The following is a 23,002-nucleotide window of genomic DNA, read 5'->3' as shown; positions in this document are numbered from 1 at the left end:
GTTCAGTGACCCGGTACGTACCCACGCTTCTTGTCGACCACGTTCCGCAGCGGCTTGCCGGCCGCCCAGCGCTCGTACAACTCCACGAACTGCGCGCCGAGTTCGTCCCGCCAGCCGACCGTGTCGCCGCTCATGTGCGGGGAGACGATCAGCCCCGGGACCTGCCACAACGGGCTGTCCGGGGTGAGGGGTTCGGTCTCGAAGACGTCCAGTGCGGCGCCCGCGATCCAGTGCTTGGTGAGCGCCTCCGCGAGCGCGCCCTCCACGACGAGCTGTCCCCGGCCCACGTTGATGAAACGGGCCGAGGGCTGCATACAGCCGAACCGGCGGGCGTCGAACATGCCCCGTGTCTCGTCGGTGAGCGGGGCCGCCGAGACCACCCAGTCGGCGCGGGCCATCAGCCGGTCGAGTTCGCCGGGGCCGTGGATCCCGGTGCGCGGGGTACGGCCGACCAGCGCCGTCGTCACGCCAAGTGCCTTGAGAACGCGGACGATCGCCCGCCCGATCGGCCCGGAGCCGACCACACAGGCCCGGGTCCCGGCCACCCGCTGCGCCTCGCGGTGCCGCCAGGTCCGCTCGCGCTGGAGGTCCAGTGTCCTCGGCAGATCCTTCGCCATCGCGAGGACGAGGGCGGCGACGTACTCGGCGACCGGATCGTCGAAGATCCCGCGCGCGTTCGTCACCACCGTGTCGGAGTCGGCGAGTTCAGGGCACAGCAGATGGTCCACGCCCGCGCTCGCGGTGTGCACCCAGCGCGGTCGCGGACCCTCACCCGGCCACGCGGAGCGCACCGCGCGCGAGGCGAAGTCCCACACCAACAGGACGTCGGCGGAAGGCAGTTGCTCCGCGAGCGTCGACGCGTCGGCGTGCTTCACCCGCACACGGCCGGTGAGCTTTCCGAGGCGGGGGAGCGGGTCGGCGTCCAGGACGAGAAGGGTGGGCAGAGCAGCGGGAGTCGCGGTCATCGCACTCGAACCTACCTTCGCCGCCGGGCGGGGTCGATGGCCCCGGCGGGGGTACCCCTCCAAAAAAGTGTGTCACTTCTGACCGGAAGTGTCACACTTTTTCGGAGAGTACCCCGTACCCGGCGCCCCGTACCCAGCGTCCCGCACACCGCACACCGCACCCAGCGCCCCACCCACCCGAACCTCCCGGGAATAAAGCGGAGACACCCTCCTGTTAGCCCGTGAAGACACCGCACAGCTCACAACAGGAGGCACCCACCGTGGCGACAGACGACGAGATCCGGGGTACGGCGCAGGGCACCGCCCCCGTCCCCCTCTCCGTACTGGACCTGGTGACCGTGGGCGCCGGCCGCACCGCCACCGACGCGCTCCGTACCAGCGTGCGCATCGCGAAGCTCGCCGAGGCCCGCGGCTTCCACCGCTACTGGGTCGCCGAGCACCACTCGATGCCGGGCGTCGCCTCCTCCTCGCCCGCCGTGATCCTGGCCCACCTCGCCGCCCACACGGACCGCATCCGCCTCGGCTCCGGCGGCGTCATGCTCCCGAACCACGCGCCGCTCGTCATCGCGGAACAGTTCGGCACCCTGGAGGCGCTCGCCCCGAACCGCGTCGACCTCGGCCTCGGCCGTGCCCCCGGCACCGACGGCGCCACCGCCGCGGCCCTGCGCCGCACCGAGAGCCTCAACGAAGGCGCCGACGACTTCCCCGAGCAACTCGCCGAGCTGACCCGCTTCCTGGACGACGACTTCCCGAGCGGTCACCCCTACGCCCGTATCCACGCGGTCCCCGGCCCGATCCAGTCGACCTCGCCCGGCGGCGTCCAGTCTCCGCACCGCCCCCCGATCTGGCTCCTCGGCTCCTCCGGCTTCAGCGCCCGGCTGGCCGGCATGCTCGGTCTGCCGTTCGCGTTCGCCCACCACTTCTCCGCGCAGAACACCGTCCCGGCCCTCGACCTCTACCGCGAGTCGTTCCGGCCGAGCGCGGTGCTCGACGCGCCGTACGCCCTGATCGGTGTCTCCGCGCTCGCGACCGACGACGAGAAGGAAGCCCGCCGCCAGGTGCTGGCCGCCGCCCTCAACATGGTCCGGCTGCGCACCGGCCGCCCGGGGCTCGTGCCCACCCCGGAAGAGGCCGAGGCGTACGAATTCAGCCCCATGGAGCGGGAGTTCATCACCTCCTGGAACGCCAACGTCATCCACGGCACGGTCGACGAGGTCCGCACCGGCCTCGACGATCTGCAGAAGCGCACGGGCGCCGACGAGTTGATGCTCACGTCCCACGCCCACAACGCCGACCTGCGCCTGCGCTCGTACGAACTGATCGCCGACGCCTATGAGTTGACGGCCGCTCAGGAGGCCTGATTGCAGGCCTTCGTGCCCAGCAACTCGGAGATACGATCCGGCGCCACCGGGCGGGAGTAGAGCCACCCCTGCCCGGTGTCGCAGCCGATCCTGCGCAGCCGGGACGCCTGTGCCGAGGTCTCCACGCACTCGGCGGTCACCGACAGGCCCAGCCGGTGGGCGAGTTGGATCATCGCCTCGACGATGACCTCGTCCGCCGGGTTCGGCGCGACGCCCTCGCCCTCGTACTGGAAGCCCCGTACGAAGGAACCGTCCAACTTCAGGACGGAGACGGGCAGTCGGCTCAGGTACGCCAGGTTCGAGTAGCCGGTGCCGAAGTCGTCGATGGCGATCTGCACACCCATGTCGCTCAGCGCCTGGAGCGCCTGCAACGGCCGCCCCGCCGACCCCATCACCGCCGACTCGGTCAGCTCCAACTGCAGCAGCCGCGGAGCGAGTCCGGTCTCGGCCAGGACCTCCGCCACGTCCGCGACCAGGTCCGAGTCCCACACCTGGCGTACGGCCACGTTGACGCTCACGAAGATCGGCGGCTCGTCCGGGTGGTCGAGCTGCCAACGGCGGGCCTGGCGGCAGGCGGTGACCAGCACCCAGCGGCCGAGCTGCACGATCGAGCCGTCCTCCTCGGCCAGTCCGATGAACCGATTCGGCGTCAGCATGCCGAACTGCGGGTGGTTCCAGCGCACCAACGCCTCGACCCCGCGCAGCCGTCCGTTCTCCATGCCCACCAACGGCTGGTACTCCAGGGTGAATTCACCCCGCTCGATGGCCGGGCGGAGCGTGGAGGCCAGCGCCTGGCGGGTCATGCGGTGCGCGTTGCGCTCCGGATCGAACAGCGTCCAGCGGGACTTGCCGTCGGCCTTCGCCCAGTACAGCGTGGTGTCGGCGGCCTGCATCAGCCCGGTGGCCGTCGTACCGGCCGCCTGCCGCTCCACCACCCCGATCGACGCCGACAGCGACAGCCGCTGCCCGGACAGGTCGAAGGGCGCCTGCAGCGCCTTGAGCACCGACTCGGCGAGATCGGCCAGTTGGTCGGTGCCGGTCGAGTCCTCGACGAGCAGCGCGAACTCGTCCCCGCCCAGCCGCGCCACCAGCGGAGCGGTGGCCCGGGCCAGGCCCGCCTCGTCCGCGCACCGCGTCAGCCGCTCCGCGACGGCGGCCAGCAGCCGGTCGCCGACCCGGTGGCCGAGGGTGTCGTTGACCGCCTTGAAGCCGTCCAGGTCCAGATAGCACAGGCCGATCCGCCCGGTGCCGCCCTGCTCGTACGACTCCGCCTCCAGCGCGGCCGAGAGCCGTTCGAAGAACAGGGTGCGGTTGGGCAGCCGGGTCACCGGGTCGTGCATCTCCAAGTGCCGTAGCCGCGCCTGGAGTTCACGGCGGTCGCTGATGTCGGTGAGTGACAGCAGCACCCCGTGCTCGGCGGCCGGCAGCGGCGCCGCGGTCACCTGCACCCACAGGGAGTGCCCGTCGGGATGCTTGACCCGGCGGGTGCGGCTCAGCTTGGCCTGCCGGCCGCGCAGCACCTCGCGATAGGCGTGCCAGGTGCGGGCGTCCGACCTCAGGTCCACCAGATCGGCCGCGACCAGCCCCGCAAGGGCCGCACCGCCCTTGCCGAGCAGCGCGCCGAACGTGTCGTTGGCGCTCACCACCAGCCCGTCGCGGTCCACGACGGCCATGGCGAGGGGGGACGCGGAGAAGGCGGACCCCAGCCGACCGTCCGCGGGAAGACTGACACCGGGCGACGCCTTGCCCTTACTCTCTGTTACGGCCGGCCGGATGAGGTCTGCCGCGGGCGCCGGCCCTTCGGACGTTCCGCTCACCGCTCGCTCCCGCAGTGCACTCGATCTTCGGATGGGTCTCGTCGGGATGGCCGACCGGGTGGGAGGCCGCCGTGCCGTGTCCGTGCAGGAAAGTGTGCCGATCATAGAGGTTGGCCCCCGGCCCTTCCAGCCACTCTCCAGTGTCCCGGAACAACGGCCCGTTCCGGCAGATCGATTCCGCCCGCACCTGGACGGGTTCGCCAAATGGCCGACCACATGTGACGTTCCGTGAGTGTTTCCGGATGTCGGCCCGGGCGTGTCTCAGCCGTCCCAGGCGTCCCCCTCACTCATCTGGTGCAGATAAACGAGGCATACCCCAACAAACCATCACAGGCTGGGTGTCGGTGTCCCGCGAACCGCTCCCGGAGGTCCAACGTGCCGTGTCAGCTCCCCCTCAAGGGGCTCTCCCGTACGGCGCTCAAGGGGCTCGGCCAGTGGCGGACGCGCCCCCGGCTGCGCAGCACCGCGGCTGTCTTCACCACGATGTCCGCGCTCGCCGCGACCTCCATCATGTCCAGCCAGTCGGTCGCCGAGCCCTTCTCGTCCACCCCCTGCGCCCTCAAGCGCACCGACGCCCACCACTCCGAGGGCCTGGACACCTGGAACGCCGCCTACCCGCGCCCGGTCCGCCCGCTGGACGCGGTGATGATCTTCCTCTCCTTCCCCGACGCGACCCCGCGCACCACCCCCGCCGAACTGGCCGCCGACCACTTCCCGGCCACCACCCGCTTCTACGAACGCGCCTCCTACGGCAGGTTCACGCTCCGCCCGCACCCGCTGCGGACCTGGATCCGCATGCCGAAGCCGTCCACGTCGTACGCCATACAGCGCGACTGGAACCCGGTGAACCGCGCCGCGTACCTCCGCGACGCGCTCGCCGCCGCCGACCCCGAGGTCGACTTCTCCCGCTACGACGTCGTCTACTTCGTGGCCGATCCGGACGCGCCCGGGGTGGACTCGGACGCGACGAAGGTCGTCAACCTGGACACCCCGCTGCGGGCCGACGGCACGGACATCCGCCGGGTCGTCACGGTGTTCGAGAAGCACCCGCCGGACCGGCTCGTCCTCGCCCACGAGACCGGCCATGTCTTCGACCTGCCCGACCTCTACCACCGGCCGGTGGACGGCAAGGGCGACTGGGACACGTACGTCGGCGACTGGGATCTGATGGGCAGTCAATTCGGCCTGGCCCCCGACCTGTTCGCCTGGCACAAGTGGAAGCTGGGCTGGCTGGACCCGCGCCAGGTGGTGTGCGTACGGGGGGCCGGGCCGACCCGGCTGACCCTCGAACCCCTGGCCGCCGAGCCGCCGACGGCCGGCAACGCCGGATCGCCCGCGTTCGGCCTCGGCCTCGGCGTCAAGCTGGCCGTGGTGCGCACCGGCACCGACAGCGCTCTGGCCTTCGAGGCCCGCAGTCCCGTCGGCAACGACAGCACGGCCTGCAAACAGGGCATCCTCGTCTACCGGGTACGCGACGGCGCGGCCTCCGGGAACGGCCCGATCGAGGTCGTCGACGCCCACCCCCGCACCGAGGCCTGCTGGGAGACCTCGGTCTACCCACCCCTCGCCGACGCCCCGGTCGCCCTCGGCGAGACGTTCACCGTGCCCGGCGACGACGTACGCGTGGCGGTGGAAGGGCGGACGGACTCGGGGGGATGGACGGTGAGCATCACGCCGGGGGGCAGCCCCTGAACACCGGGTACGTCAAAGGGCCCCTCGCTCTCGCGAAGGGCCCTTCACAGGTGCGCCGCCAGGGACTCGAACCCCGGACCCGCTGATTAAGAGTCAGCTGCTCTAACCAACTGAGCTAGCGGCGCCTGCTGACGTCGTAGACCTTAGCATCCTGATCCCGGGGAGGAAAAATCGATATGCGCACGGTCGCGCGGGCGGCGCGCACGGCCGCCCAGAGCAGGATTTCCGCGCCGGGGAGCCACGGGCGGCGCGTGTCGGGAGCGACCAGCCAGCGCGAGTCGAACGGCGCCGGATCGGCCGCGCCGACCAGCGCCGGGACGGTCACCGCGTCACCCTTGCCGTGACACAGCAGCGGCGGGACGGACTCCGCACGGCCGCGCTCCGCGGCAGTCGTGCCCCACTCCTCCCAGCCCAGCAGCGAGGGCAGCCGCTGAGCCGTCCCGGCGGTGGCGAACAGGAGCATCCGGCCCCGGTACGTCGCGACCGGCCCGGAGCCGGGACCCTCCTCCCATAAGCGGTCGACCATACGGCGGCCGAAGACCGCCGGAGCGTTCACGATGTCGAAGGCGGAGCCGCAGGGCAGGACGACCGGGGCGTCCGGCCGCTCCCGCCACAGGGCGAGCGTGCTCCGCGGATACGTTCCTGCCGAGGCGAGCCACGCGGCACCGTCCGGGGTCACGCCCGAGATGTCGAAGCGGTCGGCGAAGGGGTCGTCCTGTGTGCGGCTCATGGCGAACAGATCTACCGGCCGTGAGCGCGTGCTCTCCGAGAGTTGCCAGAAATCGGGACAGGAGGGGGCGGGAGGGAGTATCTTGCCCGCCGGGCATATGCCAGAAGCGCTCTTGCCCCTCAGGTCACACCGGGTCCCCGGCCCCGCTGTCCCGCCCCTCGGTGCCGCGCAGCAGATCCCGCCCGAACTCGACCATCTTCTTCGCGTAGTCCTCGGTCCACTCGGCCCGCTCGGCGATGTCCGCAGGCGTCAGCCGGTCGAAGCGGCGAGGGTCGGCGAGCTGGGCCGCCGCGATCGCCTGGAACTCCACCGCGCGGTCCGTCGCGGCGCGGAACGCGTGCGTCAGCTCCGTCGCCCGCGCCAGCAGCGCGCGGGGGTCGTCCATCGACTCCAGGTCGAAGAAGTGCTCCGGATCCTCGGCCGCCTGCGCGGGCTCGAAGAGCAGGGGCGCGGGGCGTAGCCGCGATTCGTTGCGACGCGGCGTGTGCTCCGCCATGTCTTCTCCTCCTCGTACGTCACGGATGACCCGCCTCACGAGCCGGACCACCGTCCATTGTCTCCCGACCGCGCAAGAGGCCCCGGGCATACCACCGAGGCACGGTCCCGGGAACCCTCAAGCCTCCCGGACCCCGAGATGTTCCCCGAGGCGCGACCGCACCGCGTGATTGGCTTCCCAGCCGTCAGGGTCTCCACACCACCCGGTGCTCCGCGAGATGCGCCAGCACGGCGTGGTTGGCCTCCCATCCATCCGGAAACTTCACCGTCACCCCCAGCTGCACCGGCTCCGTCGACGGGTGGTCGTCCAGGAGTTCGCTCACCCCGGCCCGGCAGACCACGATGCACGCGTGGCGGTGGCGGGAGGCCAGGACGCAGAGGCGGCCCGTCTCCAGGTGGAAGGCGGTGGCGTCGGGGCGGCCGGAGAGGGGGTGGAGGACGACCGTGACGTCGAACTCCCGGCCCTGGAGCCGGTTCGCCGTGTCCACCGTCACGTCCGTGACGCCCAGTTCCGCCAGCGCCGCGCGGACCGCCGCCGCCTGGTCCCGGTGCGCGGTGCCGACCGCGATCCGGTCGGCGGTCAGGGGAGTGGGGTCGGGCGAGCGCTCCGACGTGGCCGCGCCGCCCCGGTCCAGCAACCGTCGTACGACCGTCGCCACCGCGCGCACCGCCTCCGGGTCCGTGCGGGGGGTGTGGCGGGCGGGGAGTTCCAGCAGGCCCCAGCCCGACTCCGCGGCCTCGTCGATCACCCGGTCCGGGCCCGAACCGTCCGACGGGACACCGAAGGTGAGCCGCCGGTCGCCGTGGTCTGTGCCGCTGCGGAAACGGGTGTACGGGTAGAACGCGTTCGAGACGAGCGGTGCCGCCGAGGCCGGGAGGCGCCAGGACACCGGCAGGCGGTGCTGCGGCAGTTCGGGGTTGTGCGCCAGCAGGGTCGTCACCGCCGAGGCCGAGGGGTCGTAGGACAGGCCCGCCCACTGCTCCGCGCCGACGATCGCGAAGGGGTCCAACTGCCCCGGGTCGCCCACGAACAGCGCCCGCTCGAACAGCCCGGCCACGGCCAGCAGCGAGTCCGAGCGCATCTGGTATGCCTCGTCGACGATCGCGTGCCGCCACGGCTCGTCCACCTTGACGTGCGCCCACTTGGCCGCCGTCGAGATGACGACCGGGAGCCCGGCCAGCTCACCCGCCTTCGCCGACTTCCGTACGTTGGGCAGGTCGTCCAGCGCCTTGTCGTACGGGTCCGCGTCACTGCTGTGGAGGCGGCCCACGGGCAGCTCGCCGTTCTTCTCGGCGAGCCGGACGACGAGGTCGTCGACCTGGGCGTTGGTCTGCGCGACCACCATCAACGGGCGCCCCGCGTCGGCCAGTTCGAGCGCCGCGCGGACGACGAGCGTGGACTTTCCGGCGCCGGGCGGGGAGTCGACGACCACTCCGCGCGCCGTGCCGTGCAGGGTGTCGCGCAGGATCGCGTCGGTGGCCCGGCCGGCCTCGGCACCGGGGTCGAAAGCCGCGTGCGCGCTCACAGGACGTCCTCCTCGGTCACCGGATCCGCCGACTCCTGTACGGCGATCTTCTCGCCGGGCGGGCCGCCGTGCGTCCACGGTGTGTCCTCCTGGTCGGGCAGTTTCGCCCCGCCCCGCTGTTCGTGCTCGAAGAGCGTGAAGCAGATCCGGTCGCCCTTCTCCGGCACGGAACCGACGTCCGGCTCCTTGCCCCGGCCCATCTTGTCGACGACCCGGAGGACGACGAGAGCGCCGTCCTCCTCATGGCCCACGAACTCCGCCGACTGCGGCTTGCCGCCCAGCGACCGGAACACCTTCACCCGCTCCCCGAGATGCGGCCGGTCGTCCGTCCGCACGGTCACCAGCGGGCGCGGACGGGGGCTCTTGCCCTCGCTGTAGGCCATCACCACATCCGTGACCTCGCCCGCGAAGGCCTCCCCGGCGAGCCGCCGCCCGGCCATCACCAGCGGGTCGTCCAGGGCCTCCTGGGCGTCCAGACGGGCCTGTTCGCGCTCGCGCGTGGCGAGCTTGTTGGCCGCGGTGACCGCGTCGTCGCGGCGCGGCTGTGGGGGCTCACCGGCGGTGATTCGGTCGCGGTGTCCGGTGAACGACCAGCGGTCGCGCGTCCACCGGTCGACGGCGTGCGCGCCCTCCGGCAGCGCCCGCAGCAGGTCCAGCCCGTGCCACACCGCGTCCCAGGTGGGGCGGGTGCGGCTCTCGACGAGGGCCCTGATCTCCCGCTCGGCAGCGGTGAGTTCACCGAGCCGGTCGTCGGCCTCCAAACCGTCCTCGGCGGCGGCGAGGGCCGTACGGGCGCGGTCGTAGCGCTCGATGGCCGGGGCGAGCAGCTTGTTGTCGAACGCCGGGTCCGTGGCCGGACCTGCCGGCGGGCACACCAACTGGCCCTGCGCGTCCCGCCGCAGCTCCGCCTCGAACGCCGCCTCGGCACCGGAGACACCGTCCGGCGGGTCGATCCAGGCGAGCAGCGCGACCAGGTGCTGGTCCTCCAGGCTGGACTGACCGGTCGCCCAGTGCCGGCCGAGCACCTCGGTGAGCGCGAGCAGCAGCGCCGAGCCGGGCACCCGGGCCCGCTCCCCGAAGTGGGTCAGCCAGCGCCCGAGCAACGGCACGTGCGGGGGCGCGGGATGCGGGGTCTCCGGGTCCTGCTCGGCCGTACGGCGAAAGCGCATCGAGCGCCCGAGCAGCCGGACCAGCTCGACACCCGGGCGGCTCGGCACGATCAACTGCGGGGCGTCCGCGCACAGTTCGACCTCGACCTTGACCCGCTTGCCGGTCTCCGGATCGGTCTCGCTGCGCTCGGCCGCCTCCACGTCGTCCGCGAACGTGTCGATGTACGGCAGGACCACGTCCGCGAGTTCGGCCAGGAACGCGAACCTGAGGTCACGGTCGCGCGGCTGCGGTACGACGAGGAGCCGCGGCGCGTCCCGGTCCGTGCCGACGAGCGCACCGAGGGGCGCGCCTGCCTCACCGGCGGTGGTGAGCGGCACGAGGACCAGCGGACGCTCGGAGAGGTGCCGGTGGCGGACGGTCGCGGTGGGCTGGGCGCGGCCGGTGCGAACGGCCTCCAGCCGGGCGAGAGTTGAGATCAGCGACATGGAGTGCCCTCCGGGACGTGCGCCAGCGCCTCGGCCCGCAACTCGGCCGCTCTGCGCAGTGCCGCCACCGCCGGGTCGTCCGGGTCGCCGGACTCGCCGTGGGCCGCCGCCAGGACCTCGTCGATCGTGGTCAGATCGCCCAACTCGGCGCGCAGGGAACGGCCCAGCGCGGTGACCGCGCCCGACGCGCGGGAGCGGTCGCGGCAGTGGAAGGCCAGCTCACAGGCGGCCAGGCACTCGGGGGCGTAGGCCGCCGGAACCGACTCGACGGCGGCCGTGAGTTCGGCGGCCGGGCGGTCGGGGGCGAAACAGGTGCCCTCGGGGAGGGTGTCGGCGATGTCCTCGATGCGGGTGAGCCGGGCCAGTTGGCGACTGGTGACCGCACGCTGCTTGCGGACGTCGACGGCGGATGCGGTCGGCAGATTGGAGAAGTCCTTCGGGCAGACGAGCAGCACGCGCGTGCGTACCCGGGCTACCGGATCGAGCCGTGCGGCGACCTCCTCCAGGGCCAGCACGTACACCGCCGACTGGCGGGCCGCCGCGCCGACCTTCGCCGGGTCCGCCGAACCGTCCAGCATCGGGAAGGACTTGATCTCCACGACCGTCCAACTGCCGTCCGGGTGCACGACCACCGCGTCCGGCTCCAGGAAGGCAGGGGAGCCCGCCACGTCGAGCGCGAGCATCGGGTGGTCCAGCAGCGTCCAGGCGGCTGCCTCGGTCGCCTCGCGCAGCGCCAGCGCCGTACGCGCCGCGCGTCCCTCGGGGCCGACCGCCGACAGCTCGGGCACGTGCGCGCGGGTCGGCGGTTCGGCGCTCGCGTCCAGCTTCTCGTGCACCAGCCGCAGCAGCTCGGCGCCGCCGTCCGCCTTCACCCGGGCCTCGAACGCGTTGCCCCGCATGAAGGCGAACTGGGACTGCCCGAAGGCGGAGGGCGAGCCGAGCGCGTCGGCCAGCACCGCCTTGTTCACCCCAGCGCCGTCCAGGATCGCCCGCCGCTCGCAGCCCGGGTTCGCGGCCAGGGCCGCCAGAGCGCGCGCGTCCAGCGCCTTGGCCGGGACGTCCGGGCCGCGCAGCTCAGCGAGCCGGTGCCGGAGCGCCGTCCCCCGCGTCCGTGGGAGAGGCACCCGGCTCGGCTCCGGTACCGAGCTGCGACTCGCGCTGCCGTGGAATTCGTTCACCCGGGGAAGTCTGGCATCCACCACTGACAATTGAGGTTTCTGTGCCGAGAGAGGCGCCCGGAGCGGCGCCACGGGAGCTGGCCGCGACGAGTGAGCCGCGCCCCTCGAACCGCGCCCTGATCCGGTCCGCGCCCTTCATCACCTGCGGCGCCAGCAGGAACCCGAGCCCCATCACGAACACACCCGCGACCGCGTCGAGGAGGTAGTGGTTCGCGGTGCCCATGACCACGATCGCCGTCAGCAGCGGATAGGCGACACCGAGGACCTTGGTGAGCCGCGTACCGCCGTAGCGCCACAGCATCACTCCGCACCACAGCGCCCAGCCGCAGTGCAGGCTAGGCATCGCCGCGTACTGGTTGGTCATCCCGCCGAGGCCGCGCGGTGCGCTCGCGTCGCCGCCCCACCAGCCGTACGAGCTGTACTTGGCCATCGTGTCGACGAAGCCGTAGTCCGGGGAGAGGAGCCGCGGCGGGCAGGTCGGGAGCAGGGTGAAGCCGATCAGACCGATGAACGTGGACGTCATCAGCCAGGTACGGGCCGCCCGATAGACCTGTGCACGTGACCGGAACAGCCAGATCAGGATCGCCGGTGTGACCAGGTAGTGCAGCGACGCGTACCAGAAGTCGGCCGGGATGCCGAGCCAGGCCTCGCGCGTGAAGAGCCGGTTGAGCGGGTGCTCGGCGTTGATGTGCAGGAACTTCTCGATACGCAGGATCGCCAGCCCGTGGTCCACGGCGCTGGCCGTGTCGCCCCTGGCCAGCAGGCGGCCCGCCGAGTACGAGGCGTACACCATGAGGATCAGCGGCAGCTCGGTCCACCAGCGCAGCCGGCTTCGCCGGTCCGCCTCGATGCCTGGTGTCTCGGTCTGCGGCATCCGATCGCCCTCCCCCTTCTCTCCTGGTGCGGTGCCCGGTACTCCGGTTCGCCGGTGTTCGGTCGGGACACTTTACGGCGTATGCGGGCGCCCCGTTTCGGGTGCCCCGGACCTCAAAGACGCAGAGATCGCCCCCCGGGTTGCCCTTCTCCAGGGTGCGCGATGATGGAATGACCCGCCTCTGCTCATCTCCCGGAAAGGTCCCCCATGGCACCGCGCATCCTGCTGGCCCGGCACGGACAGACGGCATGGTCGCTGTCCGGGAAGCACACCGGCAGGACCGACGTCCCGCTCCTCGAAGAGGGCCGACGCGGCGCCAAGGTGCTCGGCGAGCGACTGCACCGGCCCCCGCTGGACGGCCTTCCCGGGGTCGAGGTCCGCACCAGCCCACTGGCACGCGCGCGTGAGACCTGCGAACTCGCAGGCTTCGGCGACCGCGCCACCGAGTGGGACACCCTCATGGAGTGGGACTACGGCGCCTACGAGGGCCTCACCCCGCAGGAGATAGCGGCCCTGCGCCCGGGCTGGCTGATCTGGCGCGACGGCGTCCCCGAAGGGGAGACCCTCGCGGAAGTGACCGCCCGCGCGGACGAGGTCGTCGCCTGGGCACGTGCCGAGGACCGCGACGTCCTGGTCTTCGCCCACGGCCACATCCTCCGCTCGATCGGGGCGCGCTGGTTGGACCTGCCGATCGACTTCGCGTCCCGGATACGCCTCAATCCCACGTCGCTGTCGGTACTGGGCTGGGCATACGGCGAACCAGCGATCGAGAGCTGGAACGACCTGGGCCATCTAGTGGCCTAAGAGCAGGCGCCCCTTCAGGGGCGCGGGGCTGTGTCGATTTGCGGCTCCGCCGCGTGGGCGCGCCCAGCCCCCACCGGCCGCAGGTAAAAAACTACGCAGCCGTCCGAGGCAGACTGGAGTGCCTCTCCAGAAACGCAGAAACCCCCGAAGCCCGCCGATGAGGCAACAACACCCGCGCAGTCCCGGCCAGCATCGTCTGAATCCGTGACGACTGCACCAGATCCAAAAGATCAAGCACCCGCATTCCCGCAGTCGCTGCCTCGTCAGGCCGGCCGCCCCGCGCGAGATCATCGGCCAGCTCGGCCGTGTACAGCGCGATGTTCCGCGTGAAGTGCGGATCCTGAAGCTGGGCGGCACGCCGAGCGTGCCGCGAAGCCCGCGGCCAGTCGCCCAGCGTCGACCAGCACTGCGCCTCGAGACCCTCCAGCTCGGCCTCTCCGTAGAAGCTCATCCACTCGGGGTCGGCGTCCGAGTGGCCCCGCTCGTAGAGGGCCTGCGCGCGGGCCAGCGCCTGTTCGCAGCCGGTGCGGTCGGCGAGCCCCGCCCAGCCGCCCGCCTCGCGCAGCGCGAGCAGCGACATCAGACGGGCGGAGCCCACCGCGCGGCCGACGCGCTGCGCGGCCTGTGCGGCGCGTACCGCCTCGCGCGGGCGTCCGGCGTCCCGCGCGAGGAAGGCCGTATTGCAGAAGGCGTGTGCCTCAAGGCCCGCGTCGCCGGTCATACGGGCGGTGGCGAGGGCTTCCGCGTAGTGCGAGCGGGCGTCGTCGAAGCGGCCGGAGTCGTGGGCCAGCCAGCCCACCGAGATGGCGAGTTCGCCGGCTCCGGAGTGCAGCCGTTCGGCGACCGACTGGCGGGTGGTGCCCGCGTCGAGCAGGGCGTAGGCGGCGCGCAGCGGGGCCGCCGCGCGCCGGTAGAGGCCGTCGGCGCCGTGCCGGTCGTCGAGCAGCCGGATTCTGCGGACGGCCTCTTCCAGGGCGCCCGCCTCGCTCGTACCGGGGCGGCGGACGGAACGTTCCGCTGCCACGGCGTCCAATGTGAGCCCCAGCGGGCCCAGGGTGCCGGCGGCCACCGTGACGGTGCCGCCCCTCATGAATGCGCGACGCAGCACGTCGCTCTCCTCGTGGTTCTCGTGGTTCTCGTGCGTGTCGTACGGGTCCGGTGTGTCATACGGCTCGTACGCCCCCTGCGTCTCATCCGTCCCACCCGTCTCGCCCGGGGTGCAGGCCAGGCTCGTGGGGTGTGCGGGGGGCGTGTCCTCGGCGGTGCGCGCCCCGCGTCCGCGCACGGACGAGCGGGGCGCGAAGCCGAGGTCGGCGAGCGTGCGGCCGGGGAACATGTGCAGGAACACCCGTTCGTACGCGTAGTTGGGGCAACGGATCTCACCGGCTTCGACGCGGCCGACGTAGCGCGCGTCGCAGCTGACCCGCTCGCCGATCTCGCGGGCGGACCGGCGTACGGCCGCGGCGAACTCCGCCGGTGAGCGCTGTCCGCGCAGCCGCCGGAAGGCGAGATTGGGTCTCGGTGGTTGGGGGAACTGGGGCAGGGGCACCGTTGACGACGCCATGGCCGGGTCCTCTCGTGCGAACCGTCGAACCATGCCGGATTCAGGGTGACTTGTGTGAGTGACGCCCTGTTTCCAGCGGGCAAGAACGTACCTGCTGTGCACGACCCGCCACGCAGGGTTTGGCTACAAACCGGATATCTCATCCGGGATCTGCCATGAACTGCCATCCTTTGCGGCTGACTTGTGCCGTAGCCGTTGACGCTTCGACGCGTTGAACTCCATGGACCCGGGAGCCACCCGACTCCCGACCCGCTCGTCCAAGGAGGGGTTCCGTGGTGGAGACCGGGATGGAGACCAGTCAGAGCGTCGATCCTCGAATGCCGAGCGCGGAGTGCAGTGCGCCACCTTTCGCGGACTCCGCCTGCGATCTGGTGACCGTGCCGACGCGGCAGGGCCTTGAGGCAGTCGACATCCTGCGGCGCGGTGCGGGCGACGGGGTCGGCCCCGTGCTGCACGACGACGGCGGCGACACCCTCGGCTTCCTGGTCCCGCCGGGCACGGCGGCGGCCTGGGACGTCCCGGGCAGCACCTGCACGGAGACCAACGGCCGGGGCCTGAGCCTCGCCCCCGACCCCGAGCCCCCGGTCGAGGGCTCCGACTGGCTGCTGCCCCCCGGCGACGCGGACCTCGCGACCGACCCGGCGGTCCTGCGGGCCGCGCTGGGTGAGGCGGCCCGCCTGATCGAGGCGGCGGACGGCTGTCGCTGAGCGCCGGGCGCCGAGGCCGGACGCGCCGGACCACCCCCGCCCGCCGATAATGGGCCAATGGGAAAGTCCAGGAACACCCGGCGAGGTGGTGCCGGCTCCGCCGAAGCCGTCGTCGAGGCCGTCGACGGCGGGCTCGCCGAGCTGATACCCGACCGGGACCGCGCACGGGCCTGGACCCTGCTGATCGACGGGGCGCCGCAGTCCTACGTCGACCTCGACGACCCGGCGTACCTCTCCTTCGAGTACCAGCGCCGCCTCGGCCACGTCATCGACCTCGCCGCACCGGCCGGCAAGCCGATCCAGGCCGTGCACCTCGGCGGTGGCGCCCTCACGCTCGCCCGGTACGTCGCCGCCACCCGCCCCCGATCCACCCAGCAGGTCGTCGAGTTCGACGCGGCCCTCGTCCAACTGGTCCGCCGCGAGCTGCCGTTGGACCCCAACGCGCGGATCAGGGTGCGCTCCACCGACGCCCGTGCGGGACTCGCGAAACTCCCCGAGGGCTGGGCGGACCTCGTCGTCGCCGACGTCTTCAGCGGCGCCCGGACCCCCGCCCACCTCACCTCCACCGAGTTCCTCGACGAGGTGCGCCGCGCGCTTCGACCCGGCGGGATCTACGCCGCGAATCTCGCCGACGGCCCCCCGCTCGCCCATCTGCGGGGCCAAGTCGCCACCGTGGCCGCCCGGTTCACGGAACTCGCGCTGATCGCCGACCCGACCGTGCTGCGCGGCAAACGGTTCGGCAACGCCGTGCTCGTCGCCTCCGACCACCCGCTGTCGCTCGCCGAACTCACCCGGCGCGCCGCCTCCGACCCGCACCCCGGCCGGCTCCAACACGGCCGCGAACTCACCGACTTCACGGGCGGCGCCGTACCGGTGACGGACGCCGCCGCGGTCGCCTCACCGGCGCCGCCGCCGTCCGTGTTCCGCTGAGTTCGAACCGAGTTCGGAAATCCTACCGGAGCGGAATCCGGACACGATCGGTCAGAAGGCCAACCCCCGTGCCAGCAGCGGCAGATGGCGCTGGTACAGCTCCGCCAGGTTCTCCTGACCGTCGCCCTCCACCCAGTGCCGTACGAGCGTCGTGAACACGGCGATGATGGCCGCCGCCGCGCACTTGATCTCCAGGTCGGTCGCGGCGCGGCCGGTGCGTTCGGCGATGATCGTGGCGATCACGTCCTCGCTGCGCTGCTGTTCGACGACGTTGCGGGCCCGGATCGCGGGGTCGGTGAAGGTGATGCGGGTGCGCAGGAGCAGATCCTCGCGGTCCTGGTCCAGCATCTGACCGAGCGGTCCCTTCAGGGAGTTGAGGATCGCGTCCACGATCGGTTCGTCGGCCGGGCGGGTGCGGAGGGCCTCGGCGAGCGCGGGGTCGTACTCGTCCTGGATGACCACGTCCTCCTTGGTGGGGTAGTACCGGAAGAACGTGCTCGGCGAGACCTCCGCCGCGTCCGCGATCTGGTCGACCGTGGTCGTCTCGTACCCGTGCTCGGCGAAGAGGCGGTAGGCCTCGCGGCGGATGCGCTCGCGGGTCTGCCGCTTCTTGCGCTCGCGCAGGCCGAGGGGGGCGGCGGAGGTCTCGTGCGTCGTCATGCCACCGATTCTGCGTGTTCCCGCCGGGACCGGGCCACCGTCCGGGAGCAGGTGGCGCGGCCGGGCAGGAAGAGCAGGGCCAGCACCGCGGCGAGCAGGGAGATCGAGCCGCAGGCGGTCAGCACCAGGTTCATGCCGTGCACGAAGGCCTCGTGGGCGGAGTTCGCGAGGCCCGTGTCGTGCAGCTGCCGGGCCACCTCGTCGGCGCCGGAGACGGAGTCGCGGGCCGTGTGCGCGGCCTGCGCCGGGAGGCCGTCGGTGCGGACGCGGGCGAGATAGCCGTACCCGAGGAGGCTGCCGAGGCCGGCCACGCCGAGGACTCCGCCGAGTTGCTGCACGGTCTCCAGGAGGCTGGTGCCCGAACCGGTGTTGTCGGTGGGCAGCGAGCCCATCACCAGGCTGGTCGCCGGGACGACGGCGAGTCCGAAGCCGAGGCCGGTGAGGGAGAGCCACAGCGCGGTGAAGCCGTAGCCGGTCGAGCCGTCCGAGGTCGCGCCGAGCAGGGCGCCGGCGGCGAGCACGGACAGGCCGAAGGGGATGACCGTACGGACGCCCAGCCGCGGCACCAGGGGCTCGCTCGCCGCGGCCGCCGCCATCAGGCCGCCGATCAGGGGCAGTACGCGCAGTCCGGTGCCGAAGGAGTCGTTGCCGAGGACCGCCTCCAGGTACTGCGGGACGACGAACAGGATGCCCATCACCGCGAAGTTGACGAACACGGCGATCAGGGTGCCCCACAGGAAACGGCGGTCGGCGAAGAGCCGCAGGTCGACGATCGGGTGCGGGTGGCGGCGCTCGCGCACCACGAAGGCGGTGAGCAGTACGGCCGCGGCGGCCAGCGGGACGACCACGCGCGCGTGCGTCCAGCCGAGCTGCGGGATGAGGATCGTGCCGTAGACGAGAGTCGTGATGCCGAGGCCGCCCAGGAGGGTGCCGAGGGTGTCGAAGGCGGGGGCCTCGCGCGCGGGGGCCTTGTCGCGGGGGAGGAGCCAGACGCCTGCCGCCAGGGCGAGGGCGGCCACGGGGAGGTTGAAGAGGAAGATCGAGCCCCACCAGAAGTGGTTCAGGAGCCAGCCGCCCACCAGGGGGCCGATCGGCATGCCGAGGGCGGTGGCGGCGGTCCAGACGGCGATGGCCCGGGGCAGTTCCTCCTTGGCGAACACGCGCGGCAGGATCGCCATGGAGAGCGGGGTGATCGCGGCGGCGCCCAGACCGAGGACCGCGCGGGCCGCGACGACCTGTGCCGTCGAGGAGGCGAGCGCCCCGCCGAGCGAGGCGAGTCCGAAGAGCGCAATGCCGGACAGGAGCAGGCGTTTGTGGCCGTAGCGGTCGCCGAGCAGACCGACCGGGAGCATCGCCACGGACAGGGTCAGCAGATAGCCGCCGCCGATCCACTGCAACTGGGCGCTGTCGGCGTGGAGTTGGCCCGCGATGGTCGGCAGGGCGACGTTGATGACGGTCCCGTCGAGGCCGACGATCAGCACGCTCAGGGTGAGCGCGGCGAGCGCGAGCCAGCGGCGGGGGGACGAGGACAGAGGCGTGAGGGCGTGCGCGGACATGCGGACCTCCCAGAAGGTGGCAACCTAATGAGAGGCTACTTCCAAATGGGAGTCGACTGTCAATATGTAGTTGGCTTTCAGTTCTGGACCCGGGTGGTCCGGGCGCTAGTAGTTCCCCACATCCACCCGAGGCGCCCCGTCGTGCCACGTGCAGATCACCGACACCTTGCCCGTGCCCTTGGTGAACTCCACCCGGAGCCATGAGTCCGTCTTCCACACCTGCATCGACCAGCCCGTACCCGGCGTGGCCGACACGAGCGTCACATAGGCCGGCGCGTAGTCGAGTTCGAGCACCACCCGCCCGCCGTCGGTGTCGTAGCTCTTGACCTGGCCGGACGTGGAGACGGAGGGAGAGGGGGACGGGCTCGCGGGCGCCGTCTCCGTGGGGGTCGGACTCGGGGTGCGGGTCGGTGTCGGGGTGCTCGACGGGCTCGGGTCCGACTCGGCCCGTACCGTCGGCTCGGCGGGCGGTGTCGCCTCCTGCGCGGTCGCGCCGGCCGCCGCGATGGGCAGGGCGCGCGGCGGGTCGTAGGCCGTGCCCGTCATGACCGTGTGGACACCCCACCAGGTCAGCGTGACCGCCGCGCCGGTGGCGAGCAACCAGGCCAGCACGTGTACGAATCCGTTGACGAGTCCTCTGGGCATCGCGGCCATACTGCCTCACGCGCCCCACAGGTGTCCCGGCGATGGCCATCGCTTTGTCCACAGCCGGGAGTTGTCCACAGGCCCGGATACGGTTCGCCCGCATGGGCTACGGTGCGGCGCATGGCAAGTGTGCTCGTGGTCGAGGACGACCAGTTCGTACGCTCGGCCCTCATCCGGCATCTGACCGATGCCGCGCACACGGTGCGCAGTGTCGGTACGGCACTTGAGGCGCTGCGCGAGGTCGCCCATTTCCGTTTCGACGTGGTCATCCTGGACCTCGGACTGCCCGACCTGGACGGGTCCGAGGCGCTGAAGATGCTGCGCGGAATCACCGACGTACCGGTGATCATCGCCACCGCCCGCGACGACGAGTCGGAGATCGTCCGGCTGCTCAACGCGGGCGCGGACGACTACCTCACCAAGCCCTTCTCGGTCGACCACCTCTCCGCCCGCATGTCCGCCGTTCTACGACGCTCCCGCGCCACCACCGGTGAAGCGCCCCCGTCCTCGGTCCTCCGCGTCGGCGGACTGACCGTCGACCCGCTGCGCCGCCAGGCCGACCTGGACGGCGTCCGACTCGACCTCACCCGCCGCGAGTTCGACCTCCTCGCCTTCCTGGCCGGCCGGCCCGGTGTGGTCGTCCCGCGCAAGGAACTCCTCGCCGAGGTCTGGCAGCAGTCCTACGGCGACGACCAGACGATCGACGTCCATCTGTCCTGGCTGCGCCGGAAGTTGGGCGAGACGGCGGCCCGGCCGCGCTATCTGCACACCCTGCGCGGTGTCGGCGTGAAGCTCGAGCCACCAGGAGTGGAGTCGCCGCGATGAGGTGGGCACTGGTCAGGGTCTGTCTGGCGATCGCGGCCATGGTCGTCGTCGCCTTCGCGGTGCCGCTGGGCCTGGTCATCAAGGAGATGGCCCGCGACCGTGCCTTCTCGAACGCCGAGCGGGAGGCCGCCGCCGTCGCCCCCGCGCTGTCCATCACCACCGACCGGGACCAGTTGGAGAAGGTCGTCGCCTCGGCGGGCGCGGACTCCGGGATGGCCGTCCACATACCGGCGGGGGAGGGGAAGGCCGCCCTCGACATCGGGCGGCAGCGCGCCGCCGAGAAGGACATCACGACCGTACGGAAGCTGGGCCGCGCCTCCACCACCGAGGTGCCCGGCGGCTCCGTCCTGCTCCAGCCCGTCGCGCTCAGCTCCGGCGAGATATCCGTCGTCGAGGTCTACGTCCCGGAGTCCGAGGTCAGCAACGGCGTCGGCACGGCCTGGGCGGTGCTCGCCGGGGTCGGCATCGCGCTGATCGTCGGTTCCGTCGCGGTCGCCGACCGGCTCGGCGTGCGGATGGTGCAGCCCGCGCAGCGCCTGGTCGAGGGCGCGCACGAACTGGGCGAGGGGAAGCTGGGTTCGCGGGTGCCCGAGGAGGGGCCGACCGAACTGCGGCTGGCGGCGGTCGCGTTCAACTCCATGGCCGACCAGGTCGTACAACTGCTGGCGAACGAAAGGGAGTTGGCGGCCGACCTGTCGCACCGCCTGCGCACACCCCTCACCGTGCTGCGGCTCAACGCGGCCTCGCTCGGGGACGGTCCGGCCGCCGAGCAGACGCGGACCGCCGTCGCGCAGCTGGAGCGGGAGGTCGACACGATCATCCGGACCGCGCGCGAGGCCAAGCCGCAGACCGTGGCGGCCGGGCCCGGTGCCGGGTGCGACGCGGCCGAGGTGGTGCGCGAGCGGATGCGGTTCTGGTCCGCGCTCGCCGAGGACGAGGGCCGCAAGGTGCGAGTGGCCGGGGTGGAGCGGCCGGTGCGGATACCCGTGGCCCGCGCCGACCTGGTCGCCGCCCTCGACGCCCTCCTCGGCAACGTGTTCCGGCACACCCCCGAGGGCACGGCCTTCGCGGTCGACGTGCACAACAGCGAGGACGCGGTGATCATGCTCGTCTCGGACGCGGGCTCCGGCATACGCGACCCCGAGGCGGCGATGGCCCGCGGGCGCGGCTCCGGCAGCGACGGGTCGACCGGGCTCGGCCTCGACATCGTGCGCAGGCTCGCCGAGTCGACGGGCGGGGACGTCCGGATCGGCTCCTCGATGCTCGGCGGCACGGAGGTGCGGATCTGGATCCAGCTGGACGGGCGGGAGCCGGAGCGCAAGGGGCATCGAGGAGCCGTACGACGGCGCCGGCCCGGCAGATTGGTCTCTACCTTTAACCGGTCCCGATCCCTCCCTTAAGCGCGCCCTAAGATCGCCAACCCCTGCCCGGATCAGGCGCTTTGCCCGATTCCGGATCGCTAACGTGCTGCCGCACCCCACCCCCGTACGGCGAAGGCAGGCACGCGATGAGCACCCACCGGCGCAGGATCAGCAACAGGAACAAGGTGGTCGGCGGCGCGGTCGCCGCGGCGGTGGTCGGCGGCGGTGCGATCCTGCTGACCGGCGTCGCCCAGGCGGCGAGCGTCGGCGCGGCCTACACGAGGACCAGCGAGTGGTCGACCGGGTACACCGCCCAGTACGTCGTCACCAACACCACCGGTGCCAGGAAGGCGGACTGGACGCTGGAGTTCGACCTGCCGTCCGGTTCGAAGATCGGCTCGCTGTGGAACGCCGAGTCGAGCGTGAGCGGGCAGCACGTCACCGTGAAGCCGCCGAAGTGGGACACGGACGGGCTCGCGGCCGGCGAGTCGGTCACGGTCGGCTTCGTGGTCAACGGCACGGGCCAGCCGACGAGTTGTCTGATCGACAAGGCCAAGTGCTCGGCCGACGGCACCGCGACCCCCGAGCCGACCGGCCGCCCGACGGGGACCCCCACGCCGACCCCCACACCCACCGTCACCACCAAGCCGACGCCCACGCCGACCCCGACGGCCACGCCCACCCCCACTCCCACTCCGACCTCAACCCCGAGCGGCGGCACCACGGCCGCCGGCGGCTTCGCCCCGTACGTCGACACCTCCCTCTACCCGGCCTTCGACCTCCTCGGGAACGTCACCGCGACCGGAGTGAAGAACTACAACCTCGCGTTCGTCCTGGACGGCGGCGGCTGCACCCCGAAGTGGGGCGGGGTGACCGACCTCGCGAGCGACGGCGTGGCCTCCCAGATCGGCGCGCTGCGCGCCAAGGGCGGCGACGTACGGGTCTCCTTCGGCGGCGCGGCCGGCTCCGAGCTGGCGACGACCTGTGGTTCGGCGAGCGCGCTGGCGAGCGCCTACGGCAAGGTCGTGGACACGTACGGCCTCACCAAGGTCGACTTCGACATCGAGGGCGCCGCGCTGCCCAACACGGCGGCGAACACGATCCGCGCCCAGGCGATAGCCGGGCTCCAGCGGCAGCACCCGAACCTGGACGTCTCCTTCACCCTCCCGGTGATGCCCGAGGGACTCACCCAGGACGGTGTGAACCTGCTCTCCAACGCCAAATCCAACGGCGTGAAAATCAGCACGGTCAACATCATGGCGATGGACTACGGACCGGCCTACAGCGGAGATATGGGAACGTACTCAGAGCAAGCGGCTACAGCGACTCAGGCCCAAGTCAAGAGTGTTCTCGGGCTCTCTGAAAGCGCTGCATGGAAAGCGGTTTCTGTCACGCCGATGATCGGTGTGAACGACGTGTCATCGGAGGTTTTCAAGGTCGACGACGCGACCCAGCTCGTCGCTTTCGCCAAGGCGAAGGGGCTCGGCGGCATCTCGATGTGGTCCGCGGCCCGCGACAAGCAGTGCGCGGGCGGGACCAAGCCCACCGCCGACGCGACCTGCAGTTCGATCGCGCAGACCCCGTCCGCGTTCTCCAAGGCCTTCTCCGCCTTGCAGTAGTCGCCCCACGCGCCCCAGGAGCCCCTCGCGGCTCCCGCGGCCCCAGTCACCCCTTGGCGGACGTATGGCCACTCGGCTGTACGTCCGCTTCTCTTGCT

General features: G+C 71.9%; 20 protein-coding genes and 1 tRNA gene. 8 read left to right on the top strand and 13 right to left on the bottom strand.

The window, feature by feature from the left end; translation table 11 throughout:
• Positions 1-2: 2 nt before the first annotated feature.
• A complete protein-coding gene (locus JHN45_RS15265) occupies positions 3-965 on the bottom strand; it encodes a D-2-hydroxyacid dehydrogenase (protein WP_201049354.1) in 963 nt (320 codons plus the stop codon).
• A gap of 260 nt (positions 966-1,225) precedes the next feature.
• Here JHN45_RS15265 and JHN45_RS15260 point away from each other — a divergent pair, with 260 nt between their 5' ends.
• Positions 1,226-2,326: an LLM class flavin-dependent oxidoreductase gene (locus tag JHN45_RS15260; protein WP_201049353.1), complete on the top strand. Its 1,101-nt coding sequence runs from the start codon at positions 1,226-1,228 to the stop codon at positions 2,324-2,326.
• Here the strand turns inward: JHN45_RS15260 and JHN45_RS15255 are convergent.
• A complete protein-coding gene (locus JHN45_RS15255) occupies positions 2,314-4,143 on the bottom strand; it encodes a bifunctional diguanylate cyclase/phosphodiesterase (protein ID WP_201049352.1) in 1,830 nt (609 codons plus the stop codon). The two genes, JHN45_RS15260 and JHN45_RS15255, sit on opposite strands and share 13 nt — an antisense overlap.
• A gap of 375 nt (positions 4,144-4,518) precedes the next feature.
• Between JHN45_RS15255 and JHN45_RS15250 the strand changes: the two genes are divergently transcribed.
• Positions 4,519-5,835: a M6 family metalloprotease domain-containing protein gene (locus tag JHN45_RS15250; RefSeq protein WP_201049351.1), complete on the top strand. Its 1,317-nt coding sequence runs from the start codon at positions 4,519-4,521 to the stop codon at positions 5,833-5,835.
• A 51-nt stretch (positions 5,836-5,886) separates the two neighbouring features.
• On the opposite strand, the gene JHN45_RS15245 is transcribed toward JHN45_RS15250, so the two are convergent.
• The 7 genes from JHN45_RS15245 to JHN45_RS15215 all read right to left on the bottom strand — a co-directional run bounded on the left by JHN45_RS15245 (position 5,887) and on the right by JHN45_RS15215 (position 12,233).
• Positions 5,887-5,960, bottom strand: a tRNA-Lys gene (locus JHN45_RS15245).
• On the bottom strand, positions 5,951-6,565 hold the full coding sequence (locus JHN45_RS15240) for a bifunctional DNA primase/polymerase (RefSeq protein WP_201049350.1): 615 nt from the start codon (positions 6,563-6,565) through the stop codon (positions 5,951-5,953). The genes JHN45_RS15245 and JHN45_RS15240 overlap by 10 nt, the downstream gene beginning before the upstream one ends.
• 124 nt (positions 6,566-6,689) lie before the next feature.
• On the bottom strand, positions 6,690-7,061 hold the full coding sequence (locus JHN45_RS15235; RefSeq protein WP_200712489.1) for a hypothetical protein: 372 nt from the start codon (positions 7,059-7,061) through the stop codon (positions 6,690-6,692).
• Positions 7,062-7,245: 184 nt separating this feature from the next.
• On the bottom strand, positions 7,246-8,586 hold the full coding sequence (locus JHN45_RS15230) for an AAA domain-containing protein (protein ID WP_200712488.1): 1,341 nt from the start codon (positions 8,584-8,586) through the stop codon (positions 7,246-7,248).
• A complete protein-coding gene (locus JHN45_RS15225) occupies positions 8,583-10,181 on the bottom strand; it encodes a hypothetical protein (protein ID WP_201049349.1) in 1,599 nt (532 codons plus the stop codon). Before JHN45_RS15225 ends, JHN45_RS15230 begins: the two co-directional genes overlap by 4 nt.
• The gene (locus JHN45_RS15220; protein WP_201049348.1) at positions 10,172-11,305 is read right to left on the bottom strand and encodes a hypothetical protein; all 1,134 of its coding nucleotides are present in this window, start codon (positions 11,303-11,305) and stop codon (positions 10,172-10,174) included. The genes JHN45_RS15225 and JHN45_RS15220 overlap by 10 nt, the downstream gene beginning before the upstream one ends.
• The gene (locus JHN45_RS15215; protein WP_200712485.1) at positions 11,256-12,233 is read right to left on the bottom strand and encodes a phosphatase PAP2 family protein; all 978 of its coding nucleotides are present in this window, start codon (positions 12,231-12,233) and stop codon (positions 11,256-11,258) included. The genes JHN45_RS15220 and JHN45_RS15215 overlap by 50 nt, the downstream gene beginning before the upstream one ends.
• A gap of 207 nt (positions 12,234-12,440) precedes the next feature.
• On the opposite strand from JHN45_RS15215, the gene JHN45_RS15210 reads away from it, so the two are divergent.
• Positions 12,441-13,037: a histidine phosphatase family protein gene (locus tag JHN45_RS15210; RefSeq protein WP_200712484.1), complete on the top strand. Its 597-nt coding sequence runs from the start codon at positions 12,441-12,443 to the stop codon at positions 13,035-13,037.
• A 91-nt stretch (positions 13,038-13,128) separates the two neighbouring features.
• On the opposite strand, the gene JHN45_RS15205 is transcribed toward JHN45_RS15210, so the two are convergent.
• Positions 13,129-14,601, bottom strand: a complete 1,473-nt coding sequence (locus tag JHN45_RS15205) for a hypothetical protein (RefSeq protein ID WP_201049347.1) — start codon at positions 14,599-14,601, stop codon at positions 13,129-13,131.
• Between the two features lie 272 nt (positions 14,602-14,873).
• Here JHN45_RS15205 and JHN45_RS15200 point away from each other — a divergent pair, with 272 nt between their 5' ends.
• Positions 14,874-15,308 carry a hypothetical protein gene (locus JHN45_RS15200; RefSeq protein WP_200712482.1) on the top strand — a complete coding sequence of 145 codons (435 nt, stop codon included), beginning with the start codon at positions 14,874-14,876 and terminating at the stop codon, positions 15,306-15,308.
• Between the two features lie 57 nt (positions 15,309-15,365).
• A complete protein-coding gene (locus JHN45_RS15195; protein WP_201049346.1) occupies positions 15,366-16,238 on the top strand; it encodes a spermidine synthase in 873 nt (290 codons plus the stop codon).
• 51 nt (positions 16,239-16,289) lie between these two features.
• On the opposite strand, the gene JHN45_RS15190 is transcribed toward JHN45_RS15195, so the two are convergent.
• The 3 genes from JHN45_RS15190 to JHN45_RS15180 all read right to left on the bottom strand — a co-directional run bounded on the left by JHN45_RS15190 (position 16,290) and on the right by JHN45_RS15180 (position 19,108).
• Entirely contained in the window at positions 16,290-16,898 is a 609-nt protein-coding gene (locus JHN45_RS15190) for a TetR family transcriptional regulator (RefSeq protein WP_201049345.1), read from the bottom strand.
• Positions 16,895-18,454 carry an MFS transporter gene (locus JHN45_RS15185; RefSeq protein ID WP_201049344.1) on the bottom strand — a complete coding sequence of 520 codons (1,560 nt, stop codon included), beginning with the start codon at positions 18,452-18,454 and terminating at the stop codon, positions 16,895-16,897. Before JHN45_RS15185 ends, JHN45_RS15190 begins: the two co-directional genes overlap by 4 nt.
• A 105-nt stretch (positions 18,455-18,559) precedes the next feature.
• Positions 18,560-19,108, bottom strand: coding sequence for a hypothetical protein (locus tag JHN45_RS15180; protein ID WP_201049343.1), 549 nt, complete (start codon positions 19,106-19,108; stop codon positions 18,560-18,562).
• Between the two features lie 111 nt (positions 19,109-19,219).
• On the opposite strand from JHN45_RS15180, the gene JHN45_RS15175 reads away from it, so the two are divergent.
• The 3 genes from JHN45_RS15175 to JHN45_RS15165 all read left to right on the top strand — a co-directional run bounded on the left by JHN45_RS15175 (position 19,220) and on the right by JHN45_RS15165 (position 22,904).
• Positions 19,220-19,924, top strand: a complete 705-nt coding sequence (locus tag JHN45_RS15175) for a response regulator transcription factor (RefSeq protein ID WP_201049342.1) — start codon at positions 19,220-19,222, stop codon at positions 19,922-19,924.
• Positions 19,921-21,324 (top strand): HAMP domain-containing sensor histidine kinase, encoded by a 1,404-nt coding sequence (locus JHN45_RS15170; protein ID WP_200712476.1) that lies wholly within the window; start codon positions 19,921-19,923, stop codon positions 21,322-21,324. The genes JHN45_RS15175 and JHN45_RS15170 overlap by 4 nt, the downstream gene beginning before the upstream one ends.
• Positions 21,325-21,431: 107 nt before the next feature.
• Complete coding sequence (locus JHN45_RS15165) at positions 21,432-22,904, top strand: cellulose binding domain-containing protein (protein WP_201049341.1); 1,473 nt, start codon at positions 21,432-21,434, stop codon at positions 22,902-22,904.
• The last annotated feature ends 98 nt before the right edge of the window (positions 22,905-23,002 follow it).

Source organism: Streptomyces sp. MBT53 (assembly GCF_016654115.1).
In the GTDB taxonomy this organism is placed as follows: Bacteria; Actinomycetota; Actinomycetes; order Streptomycetales; family Streptomycetaceae; genus Streptomyces.
This window is presented reverse-complemented; position numbering and strand designations above follow the sequence as displayed.

Excerpts from the sequence above, each read along its gene's own strand:
- JHN45_RS15265 (WP_201049354.1), bottom strand. The coding sequence starts at position 965 with ATGACCGCGACTCCCGCTGCTCTGCCCACCCTTCTCGTCCTGGACGCC.
- JHN45_RS15240 (WP_201049350.1), bottom strand. The coding sequence starts at position 6,565 with ATGAGCCGCACACAGGACGACCCCTTCGCCGACCGCTTCGACATCTCG.
- JHN45_RS15235 (WP_200712489.1), bottom strand. The coding sequence starts at position 7,061 with ATGGCGGAGCACACGCCGCGTCGCAACGAATCGCGGCTACGCCCCGCG.
- JHN45_RS15225 (WP_201049349.1), bottom strand. The coding sequence starts at position 10,181 with ATGTCGCTGATCTCAACTCTCGCCCGGCTGGAGGCCGTTCGCACCGGC.
- JHN45_RS15215 (WP_200712485.1), bottom strand. The coding sequence starts at position 12,233 with ATGCCGCAGACCGAGACACCAGGCATCGAGGCGGACCGGCGAAGCCGG.
- JHN45_RS15210 (WP_200712484.1), top strand. The coding sequence starts at position 12,441 with ATGGCACCGCGCATCCTGCTGGCCCGGCACGGACAGACGGCATGGTCG.
- JHN45_RS15205 (WP_201049347.1), bottom strand. The coding sequence starts at position 14,601 with ATGGCGTCGTCAACGGTGCCCCTGCCCCAGTTCCCCCAACCACCGAGA.
- JHN45_RS15195 (WP_201049346.1), top strand. The coding sequence starts at position 15,366 with ATGGGAAAGTCCAGGAACACCCGGCGAGGTGGTGCCGGCTCCGCCGAA.
- JHN45_RS15190 (WP_201049345.1), bottom strand. The coding sequence starts at position 16,898 with ATGACGACGCACGAGACCTCCGCCGCCCCCCTCGGCCTGCGCGAGCGC.
- JHN45_RS15185 (WP_201049344.1), bottom strand. The coding sequence starts at position 18,454 with ATGTCCGCGCACGCCCTCACGCCTCTGTCCTCGTCCCCCCGCCGCTGG.
- JHN45_RS15180 (WP_201049343.1), bottom strand. The coding sequence starts at position 19,108 with ATGGCCGCGATGCCCAGAGGACTCGTCAACGGATTCGTACACGTGCTG.
- JHN45_RS15175 (WP_201049342.1), top strand. The coding sequence starts at position 19,220 with ATGGCAAGTGTGCTCGTGGTCGAGGACGACCAGTTCGTACGCTCGGCC.
- JHN45_RS15170 (WP_200712476.1), top strand. The coding sequence starts at position 19,921 with ATGAGGTGGGCACTGGTCAGGGTCTGTCTGGCGATCGCGGCCATGGTC.
- JHN45_RS15165 (WP_201049341.1), top strand. The coding sequence starts at position 21,432 with ATGAGCACCCACCGGCGCAGGATCAGCAACAGGAACAAGGTGGTCGGC.